This window comes from Parashewanella curva, assembly GCF_003675895.1.
GTDB lineage: Bacteria > Pseudomonadota > Gammaproteobacteria > Enterobacterales > Shewanellaceae > Parashewanella > Parashewanella curva.
In genome coordinates this window covers 1-10,896 of the sequence record NZ_ML014849.1, presented here as the reverse complement: position 1 = coordinate 10,896, position 10,896 = coordinate 1, and the positions used below count along the sequence as shown (strand labels likewise).

The window sequence follows — 10,896 nt, the reverse complement described above, 5'->3', positions numbered from 1 at the left end:
TGTGCAAACAAATCCATTTTTATCGTCAGTTGAAGGGAATTTGCAGATCTGATCGCCACTTTTTCAAACAGTTCCATGAAAAAGTTTAATTGCTTAGAAAGTGATCACATTGTGTAGATACCTATGGTTATAACCTAATATACTTACCATGAAAGTATGATCTTAATCGTCCACCTTGAGTAATGCTTCATGTTGTTGTGCAATATAAGAATAAATCACAGGTAATACAAACAAGGTAAATAAGGTTCCTATACTAAGCCCTGCGACAATCACCAAACCAATGTTAAAGCGAGCTGCTGCACCTGCACCAACAGCATTAAGCAATGGGATAAGACCCGCTATCATAGCTGCAGTAGTCATTAAGATGGGGCGTAATCTCACTGCAGCTGCATACTTAATGGCTTCAATGCGTGACAAGCCTTGAGTGATTTGTACTTCTTTGGCTACTTCGCACATTAATATCCCATGTTTAGTAATCAGCCCTACTAAAGTAATCATTCCAACTTGTGAATAGATATTAAGCGAGGCTAACCCGGCTAAATGCGCCCAATCTAACGCCATCAAAGCTCCACTGATGGCAAGTGGAACTGAGATCAAAATGATCAATGGATCTCGAATGCTTTCGAATTGGCTAGCTAGTACTAAAAAAATAATTGCGATAGCTAATAAGAATGTCAGATAAAGGGCACTGCCTTCATTGATGTATTGTCTGGCTTCACCTAAATAACTATGACTGTAGCCTTTAGGTAATTCAGTATTCGCTAGATTCTCAATGTATTTGACGGCATCCCCCATAGAAGTGCCTGGAGCATTAACCGCACTGATTGAGATTGAATTCAATTGGTTGTAGTGAGGCAGAGATTTCGGTGCCGTTACGACTTTGGCATCGATTAAACTGGATAGCGGGATAAATCTACCATCAGCGGCCTTAACATAATAATTTGCAAGAGCTTCTGGGTTTTCCCTCAGTTTTCTGATCACTTGAGGAATGACTTCGTATGACCGACCTGTTAGGTTTACACGATTAACGTAACCATCACTCATAAAAGTCGATAGTGTGGAACCAATGTCTTTCATGGTGACTCCATATGCACCCGCCAAGTCTTTTTTTATACGTAACCTCAGAGTGGCGGAGTCATACTTTAAATCTATATCTGAATAAACAAATAATGGGCTATGCTTCATCTTTTCAAGAACGGAAGAGCCAATAGCAAATAGGTTTTCAAAACTGGCGGTAGATGTGATAACAAGTTGGATTGGCAAGCCTCCTCCTGCACCGGGAAGTTCTGGCAATTGAAATGTAGTGACTGCGACTCCAGGTATCTCTTTGACCTGTTTACTCAACAATTTGTTTATCTGCTTCTGGCTTTTATCTCTCTGACTCCATGGCAACAAAGGTGAAATTCCGAATGCTTGGTTTGAGCTCGGTACGCCGACCATGGTCAATGGTTCTAATGTACCCTCCTGATTAGAAATGATTTTTTCTACCAATGACATATTAGCTTGAATGTAATCAAGATTTACGTTGGAGGGTGCCTTTGCCACCATAATCACAACACCATTATCTTCTTTTGGGGCTAATTCTGTCGGAATTTGTTTAAACATAAGTGGTAGCGATACCATCACGAGCGCAGCAAATACCAAAATGACGCCACGTTTGTTAAGCACATTGCAAAGAACTCTATCGTACTTTTGACTTAACCAAGCTAAGCAGCGCTCAATATTCTGCTCAAAAAGGTTTGGAGATGTTTGAACTTTGAGCATCTTGCTGCACATCATTGGAGATAGCGTCAGGGCTACAATCCCTGAAATGAATACAGCCCCAGCAAGAGTCAGTGCAAATTCTTTAAATAGCGAACCTGTTATTCCCCCCATCAAGGCAATTGGAGAATACACGGCCGCTAGAGTTATGGTCATTGTGATCACTGGCATCGCAATTTCACGAGTACCATTGATGGCGGCTTTGAATGGGGACTTGCCCATCTTAATGTGACGATGAACGTTTTCTACTACCACAATTGCGTCATCAACCACTAAACCAATGGCTAATATCATCGCCAATAATGTCATTAGGTTTATGCTGAAGCTGAAAATACTCATTAGTAAAATCACGCCAATCAGTGAAAGTGGTATGGTAACGACAGGAATAATAACTGCTCTGAGCGAGCCTAAGAATACACTGATCACAACGATTACTATGATAGCAGCTTCAATTATGGTCTGGATCACTTCATTAATTGATTCATTAATGGCTTGGGAGGAATCATATTGGATCTTCATCTTTATGGTGGAGGGGAGATTTCTCTGCAAATCAGGCATCAATTTTCTAACAGCTTTTGCGACAATAATAGGGTTGGCGTTAGGGGTAACGTCAATGGCGATAACGACGCCTTCTTTCCCGCCGACTATAGCTCTATATACATCATGACTTTTATTTAGGTTCACTTTGGCAATGTCACCGAGTCGGATCACTGAACCTTTAGTATTGCGAATAATGAGATCTTTAAGATTTGATACTGAAGAGGCTTGAGTATCAGCGGTGCCGTTCATTAAGGTAAAATAACTGTTGGTTTGACCGATAGCTGACTGATAGTTGTTTGCTTGTAGTACCTGATTGACCTCCTCGGCATTCAGATTAAATGCCGCCATACGCTTAGGATCAAGCCAAATTCTAATTGCATAGGGTATCCCCCCATATAGATTAGCCTTAGCAACACCAGATATCGTAAATAATTGGGGTTTAATTACTCGTTCTAGATAATCTGTGATCTGGCTGGAATTAAGAACATCACTGGAAAAAGCAATATACATGATTGAGGTAGGTGAGCCAGTGGATATGTCTACTGTGGGATCTTCAGCTTCTTTAGGTAACTGTGAGCGTACTGAATTAACTTTAGCCAGAATTCCCGCTAGTGCATCATTGGGATTCGTATTGAGCTTCATTTGCACTGTGATTGTAGATTTACTTAATTCACTAGAAGATTTCATATAATCTATGTTATCGGCTTGAGCAATGGCTTGCTCTAAAGGTTGAGTGATGAATCCTTCAATTAAATTGGCATCTGCACCGTAGTATCCAGTAGTGACGGTAATAACGGTATTGGTCATTTCGGGATACTGACGAACCTGCATATCCTTTAACGCATTAAAACCAAGAAGCAATAACATCAGACTGATACATACCGAAAATATGGGTCTACGAATGAAAATGTCAGTAAATTTCATAACGATCTCCCCTTAAAGTTGTGGCAATTTATCCAATAAATCTAATGCTGAATCTTGAACAACTTTAACTTTACTACCTTTACTGAGCCTAACTTGACCAGAAGTGACATAACGAGCACCTTTCTTTAAATTGCCTTTTACTAAGGCTAGATTGCCACTACGCTCAATAACTTCCACCGTAATAGGGTAAGCACGTTTTATTTCCTTACTTCGTTTTGTTTCTGTTTTAACGAGATAAATCGAGGAACCGTATAACGAAAAGTTGATCGCGGTTTGTGGGATCACCCATTGATTTAATATTGGTGGCAAATTAATTTCTACATTAGAGAACATGCCACTTCGCAAGTATTCATCATGGTTGGGGATTTCTGCTTGTACTTGCACCAAACCACTTTGATAAAATACGGCTGGCTCAATGGCTGAAATGTTGCCTTTAAAGACTCTTTTGGGAAAGGCATCAACTTTAATGTTCAAATGCTGCCCTACCGCAATTCTTCGTAACTGATCCTGAGAAACATTGAAGCGAATTTTCATATTTTTTATATTTTCAAGCCTAACAATATCTGCTCCAGGTTGAATGAACTGACCTAAATGAACATCCGTAATGCCAATTAAGCCTTCGAATGGCGCACGTATGACCTTTTGCTCAATTATTGCTCTAAGTGCTTGAATATCTGCCTTCATTGCAAGGAATGTGGCTTTAGCTTTATCTAAATCTTGCTTAGATGCTAAGCTCCGACGGTATAACTTAATTAATCTTTCAAAATCTGCCTTTGCTTCTGGAAGTTGAGCGAGTTTACTTTTCAAATTAGCTTGCTCAATGTCGTCATTTAAAGTTAATAGAATTTGGTCTTTCTTAACTCGGCTACCATTATTAAATTTTATAGCGGTTACCACCCCCGCTAATTGGTTTGATACTGTAATGCCATGAATTGGTTCAATAAAGCCTATGGCATTAATGGTGGGATACCAACTTGAAGGCTTGATGGTTGCTACAGTTACAGGCATTTCAGGTTCAGGGATATTAGCTATTGCATGCTTGATTTTTCCTTGAACGAAAAAATTGAACCCAATAACACCGCCAAAAATGACTGCGACTAGGATTAACATCGTAAAAAACCATTTTTTCATGGTTTGCCCTCAAAAACATCCTGTACATTGAATTTTAAAGAATAGCTTAATATTAGATTTTTAACGGTTCGTTATTAAATTTTTCCATAAGCATTTACTGAAACACACTACTCCTTTTCAAAGCTTCATAGCATTAAGGGTTCTAAACGCTATGGTTTTGAGTAAATTACTCAGGTATTTTAGCGATACCTTAAGTGGTATTCACTCCGTTCACTTTGCAGACTTCAATCACTGTTTAGCTTTTTCTATTTTATGATAGAAGCGAGCTAAGTTAGAACACAATCTTCCTGAAAATGGATACTTTTTTCCATTTAAAAACTGTCCAATAAATGTTGAACGAACCAAATAATGATAACTCAACATACTTATGAAAAAAGTTGAAGATACTATAATTGTAAACTTAGCTATAGCTGACAAATTATAGTTCCCAATTAATGAAGTTATGTAGAGAATAATGGGTAAATGAATGATATAAACCCAATATGATGAATCAGAAAAATACCTATTCATAGCTGACTCTTTTCTAAAGCATTTCAAAAACAATCCAATAATACCAAAACTGTAAAGCCAGACTATGAGTGCATAACAAAACATTTCAAGGTAAAAGAGTTCATTTTTATAAAAATAGGTCATAGTTATATAACAAACATACAGAACCGTGCCCAGAATCAAATTAACCCGATAACTTTCAGTGTAAACATAAAGTAATTTCCTTGAAGAATATAACAAGCACCCATAAATAAAAAATAAAAAGTAATACAAAAAAACTGATGGATTTGGAATGATATACAAATCAGTACGCGCCAATGAATAGCCCATAGAATAAAGAGATAAGAAGCTCAACAAACAAAATACAAAGACACTTATGAAATTATGTCTCATTAAATTCTCAAAAATTCTCTTTAAGAAATTCAACCTCATGTTGACTTTAGATAAAAAAATGCCAAACAAAAACATCATAAGAGACATTATCATTAGATAATTTAAAAACCAAAAATACTCAACTCGCAGAGGAAAAAGTATTGACAAGGAAACTTGCTCTATTGCTTCAATCAAGCTGTAACCATCTAATTCAAAAGATTTGTTCGCATAAAAAACCATGAATTTATAAAGGGGTAATATAGTGAACAGGCAAGCTAGAAATGGAAGGTATATTCTCTTAATTCTATTTTTTATCATTGTACTAGGTGTTCTAGCATAAAATAATAACGCAGCGAAGAAACCTGAAATTATAAAAAAAACTGGCATCCTAAATGAATGAATCCAGAGAGAGATACCATCAAATATGATATTTTTACTTTTAGGATCATGAACTTGCCACGTCTCAGATTCTATTGGTAAAAATATAAGTGCAGCGTGAAATACGATCCCCAAGAACATCATTGCTGCGCGCAGAGAATCTAAACTATGAATCCTTTCGTTACTCATCAAGCACCTTCCTGAATACTCAAATATTTTTATATAATTTAAATGCAACTGCATTCAAATTGTTAAACAGCAATGGTCATATTCTTTTTACTCACTGTCTTTTGTTCTACCGTTATAAAGTAAGTAGCTATACAAAGACCAACAATCAATCCAATAGGAATACCAAAGTAAAAGTTTTTTACTAAGCTTGTTAAAAGGTACATTACCATTAAAGATACCCCAGCATAAATTGCAGAAATCGCAAATATTTTTAATGACTTAGAATGCCCGCGCAAAACACCTACACCTAATAACCTCCAACCATCAACAATCTGATAAAAAGCTATAAATATAAAAAAAGGCGAAGCTATGGAAAGGCTATCAGTAACATTTTGATGTTGCCACAAGTATAGTCTTACTAATTCATGTGGGAAGAATACATATATACACCCCACTAATAGTGAGAATATAGTTATAATTAAATATCCTGAATTAGCTAATGAACTAAGCTTTGAAAACTTTGAGTCAGATATATTCTTACTAATTAATATCGACACTGATTGAGATATGGAAAAAGGGAGCATTGTGAACAATAATAAATACTGACTAACAATTTGCCACGCAGCAATTACAGAGTGTTCAAATCTACCTAAGAATAATGTAGCAACAAATATTAGTAATATTTCCAGTGACAATTGAAACCCTAAAGGGATACTGACTTTACATAAATTATAGAAACTCTGACTCCATTCACCAATGCTTACTGATGTAAATTTACCAGTAAGTTTAAAACCATTTATTAATTTTCTATACTCTAGAAATACCAGAAATATAATTATACTAAAAAGGTTTATCCATGCAGATATAGATAAAGCCATCCCAAGTCCTACTAATCCGTATCCTTGAACCTTAATATCATAGAATGAAAAGCCAAAAATCAGTATGTAGCTAGCAAGAGAACTTATGACCAGACTTAAAGAGCTATGAAAAAGTATTACAGCCTTATAATTTGTTGAAAATATATATTGCTGAATAGCCGATATTGATAATAGAGGAATGATAGCATATGAAAAATAATAAAAATATTCTTGAGCCAGCTTCGAAAGCTCGGCACTTTGACCCATGAGTAGCAAAAAAAACTCTACCCCACTAAACAAAGAAATTATCACTAAACTAAGCAAAAAGACTAGGGCAATGGATAAAAGTAGATTAGAACGTAGAGCATTATTTTTCTGCCCTGAAAATAGTGGGCCTAGACTAAGCAAGCACCCAGTAGCAAAAGAAAGAATAAATAATGATGTAGAAGAGATTAAAGCACTAGCAGCTAATGCCGTCATGCTAACTTGTGCAACAAAAATATTACCTATCAATATATTTAAAGCCTGTATAATTCTTGTATATAGAATAGGTAATGAGCACATAATTACTGCTAACATGGTTTAAGCTTGCTTTAATTCAAATGATGTAACTGGAACTATTTCTTGTTCACTTGTTAGTATCTCTACGACAGCTTTCGAAGCCTCTTTTCGATCAAAGTCCTCAAAAATATTATGTGCTGAATTATCATAACAATAAGCAGTGTAGTCTAGCCTATAATCATCTAATACAGCCAACAACCTATTCATATCAACTGTCAAATCTTGCTTTCCATAGAGAATTGACAGCGATTTATACTGCATTTTTTTCAGTTCAATCTCATCTTGTGCATTAAATATTTGTCTAGCCGCTTTGACAGGTATTGCTAGGTATTGAAAAATTGAATCGATATGAGTCGAATCTAGAGTGTCACTGGTTGTTTTCCTATTTTTTCGAATAGGTTTAGGTAAATAAGGAATAATTTTTTCATATATCTCTGACATCACCGGAGTGAGTAAAATTCGTTTATACTTCAAATCACATGGAACAGAATATAAGCCTGGCCCTGATAAAATTAGATGTTCAACAGGTCTATGCATTGCAACAAAGCACGCTAGAATGCCTCCCATTGAATGTCCAATAATACTCACTTTATTAGCAATTGAACTGGCATATTCATATTGCTCAACCGCTTTACGATACCAATCTCTTCTATCTGCCTGACTTAATATGTTGGTCGAGCTTAGTCCAAAGCCCGTAATGATAGGAGCTACAAAATCAACTTTTGCAGTTTTAAGGTATGGTGTAAGAAACTGAAATTCTTGAGGTGATGCGGTAAATCCATGAAAAAGCAAAACAATATGTTCATATTTTTTTTCAGCTAAACAAACTTTTGTTCGAGATTCTTCAAAAAATGACAATTCAGGTATGTATTTAAACCTCTTCAAATAGTGACTATTCAAACGAGTTGCAAGTAGTGATATGAATTTACTAGTTATAATTACAGTAAGACATACAGCCATAAAGATCAAAATAGACTGAATATGTCTATCAGTCATGATTTCAGGGTTTCTTATAATCTCATAATCAATAATTAAAATAAGAGTTATTAAGCATCCAAGAAAAGTGATTCCAACGAGTATTCCCCATCTCACAAGTTGATTTTTCTCGTGCAGATCCTTTGCCATTTTTCCTCCAGGTTTCAACTTTGATTACATCGATTTAAGAGAAATTTCTAGTTCAAATGAAGATATAAATTTACCCTCTGATTTTCTCTCAATGCGTCACAAAAACAGAGCTGACATAAATATTAGCTAAACTATTGTAAAGGAAGATTATCCAACTACCCTGCTTTCGTAATACATTAGTTTGGTTTAGATATTCGAATACTTCAAACCCAAATGCGTCATTCGGGGTAATTCGGGTACTGAATTCCCCCTGCTGTGCGTATTTCGGTGAATTGGATCACCGATTCCCCCGGCATGTGGCTCAGCGATTCCGAAATATTGGCAAAAGTGATCTGCGAATTTCACCGTAATTGACCGGATAATTCAGCTCAAAGCGAAAATTTTTATTGATTTAGTCTATGCTTTTAAACGTAACTATATGGACTAAGGATAATGATTATGGTGGTTTTTCCTAAATTACTTATAGCAACTCTAGGTTTAACAATCATAATGGGATGTAATGAAAACTCAAATAACAATGCTACGAAAAAAGTAAAGACTGATTCCATAAAACCGAGAGTACTCTCTTCAGAAAAGTATCTTGATTACACAAAAATTTGTGCTGATTGCAACGGCAACATTCGATGTGATGCTGATGAGCAATCTGTTTTATCTGACGAAGCTGGATATTTCGAATTTCCTGATAGCTTGAAAGAGTCTTTAGCCAATTGCCCACATATAACTGATGTCGCTCTCCCCTCTTCAGATAATGATTCTGAAGCTGTAATCGTTAAAATGATCAGCCCTGCAGGTTGTGCATACATTACCCCGCTAACGTCAATGAAACATCATGATATGTCTTTACAGCTTACTTCTGCAGAAGCCAATGAAAAGTTTAAGCAAGATCTAATCACTGATATGAATGCTTGTACTGATTTTTTAGACTTAAAAGCAAGCGATTCAGAACAACGAAAATTGGAAGGTGAGCATCTACAAAAAATGGCTAAGCACTTTATGTCATCAATGCAAAAAATACAAAGTGAACTTAACTCACTTTCCGATTTAGAGATAACAGAAACACACAAACACCACTTAGCTGTCGACACTTACCTCAAAGATATCAACAAACATATACAATCAGTGATAAAAAGCCATAATTCATTAATAAGTGAGAACTCCCCGACTACGAGTATTTCGGCTACTTCAATAGGTTTTTTTCCTAGTCCTTTTGATGCTGCACAGCAACTCGCTTTTTTGCTTTCCAGACAAGCAGCGATACCTCTTGATGTAAAAAAGCTCTTTTCTGGGAGCAATGAACAACAAAATATATACACTTATGCGGATAGTGATAAACACTTATTTTGGGTAAGTAATGAGAGTACTAATGCTGATGAAATCGTTCAAATGGTTAACAACAAAGGAAGGAATAATTTAAGCTCAACTCCCAGGATACTTTCAGCGAAATTGATTAGTAAAAAAGATGGTAATTTTGTCTTTAGTCACTTCAATCAATTTTACCAAAAAGGAGAAATAGACCCAAATAAATCTCCTGCGAATCAATCAAAATTCACCAAATTGGATAATGAAAATGCGATTAGGCTTATAAACGCTTTAGCTCCAGATTATCAATACATACTATCAGGTAAAGCAATGACGGTAAGCCATCACCCAATTTCAATGCCTTTTGAGCACGCCAAGATTAAGAGTTGGGAGAATGCCACTAAAGCAGAGGGACAAATAAATGCAAATAACCGATTTCTAAACAGCGAAGAAATGGAAATATACGAATTAAATAAAACATTTTACAAATCAAGTATCACATATATACCAACTCCTAGTTGTAACTCACAGCCAGATGATAGGTACAAAGATATTTGTCGATATTTATATGTATATGACCTAACAAAGCCAAATACACCTTTTGATATTTATCATGGTCTTAATTTTTTCGATGCTATCGGAGAAATAAAAATCTCTAAAAATATCGCCATCGAAGCAGACAAAAACCCTTCAAATGCAGCTTTAATATCATTTCCCTACAACTCTAGTAATGTGCATGCTGCATTTTATTTAGACAGTGTTTTGCCTGTTATAGAAGATTCAAATATTCCCTTTGCATACTGGTTTATTAGTTCAAGATTAGATGGAGTGGGAATAAGAAGAAGCGCAGGCTTTTCACCAAATTATACGTTTTTGACAGATAACAATAGAACATTAACTGTTTATAGTTCCGTTTGGGTTAAACGATCTATTAATGGTATTGATGTTTTTTCTGTGAATGTGCCGGCTGATATTCAAAGAAGAACTTCCTCACCGAGCAAAGTCCATATTGCAAAAATTGGTGATTATTTTCGATACATTGATTTGAATGAAATTGGCTCAGTAGTCAAAGATAAGCAGGTTGGCGCATCGCTAAAAACTCACAATCGTATTCTTACAGGTATCAATACTTCTAATATCAAGGAGTAATAATCTAAGTAATTTGGTAACTATTCAGCCCATCTGACTCAATCTGCTTAAAATAGCAACGGTTGAGTCACCATTTTACTTGATCCTCAATGATCATTTGACCGATCTTCCCAGTATGTCATGCTGACCAAATATTTAGTCA

At 35.7% G+C, this 10,896-nt stretch carries 6 protein-coding genes; 1 reads left to right on the top strand and 5 read right to left on the bottom strand.

Features of this window, described 5'->3' with window-relative positions; genetic code table 11:
- Positions 1-162 precede the first annotated feature (162 nt).
- The 5 genes from D5018_RS19185 to D5018_RS19165 form a co-directional block, all read right to left on the bottom strand.
- Positions 163-3,225 (bottom strand): multidrug efflux RND transporter permease subunit, encoded by a 3,063-nt coding sequence (locus D5018_RS19185; RefSeq protein WP_121840599.1) that lies wholly within the window; start codon positions 3,223-3,225, stop codon positions 163-165.
- A 12-nt stretch (positions 3,226-3,237) separates the two neighbouring features.
- Complete coding sequence (locus D5018_RS19180) at positions 3,238-4,356, bottom strand: efflux RND transporter periplasmic adaptor subunit (protein WP_121840598.1); 1,119 nt, start codon at positions 4,354-4,356, stop codon at positions 3,238-3,240.
- Positions 4,357-4,584: 228 nt separating this feature from the next.
- The gene (locus D5018_RS19175; RefSeq protein WP_165905116.1) at positions 4,585-5,784 is read right to left on the bottom strand and encodes an acyltransferase family protein; all 1,200 of its coding nucleotides are present in this window, start codon (positions 5,782-5,784) and stop codon (positions 4,585-4,587) included.
- A 62-nt stretch (positions 5,785-5,846) separates the two neighbouring features.
- On the bottom strand, positions 5,847-7,199 hold the full coding sequence (locus tag D5018_RS19170; protein ID WP_121840596.1) for an MATE family efflux transporter: 1,353 nt from the start codon (positions 7,197-7,199) through the stop codon (positions 5,847-5,849).
- Positions 7,200-7,202: 3 nt separating this feature from the next.
- On the bottom strand, positions 7,203-8,306 hold the full coding sequence (locus D5018_RS19165) for an alpha/beta hydrolase (RefSeq protein ID WP_121840595.1): 1,104 nt from the start codon (positions 8,304-8,306) through the stop codon (positions 7,203-7,205).
- A gap of 438 nt (positions 8,307-8,744) precedes the next feature.
- On the opposite strand from D5018_RS19165, the gene D5018_RS19160 reads away from it, so the two are divergent.
- Positions 8,745-10,754 carry a hypothetical protein gene (locus tag D5018_RS19160; protein ID WP_121840594.1) on the top strand — a complete coding sequence of 670 codons (2,010 nt, stop codon included), beginning with the start codon at positions 8,745-8,747 and terminating at the stop codon, positions 10,752-10,754.
- The last annotated feature ends 142 nt before the right edge of the window (positions 10,755-10,896 follow it).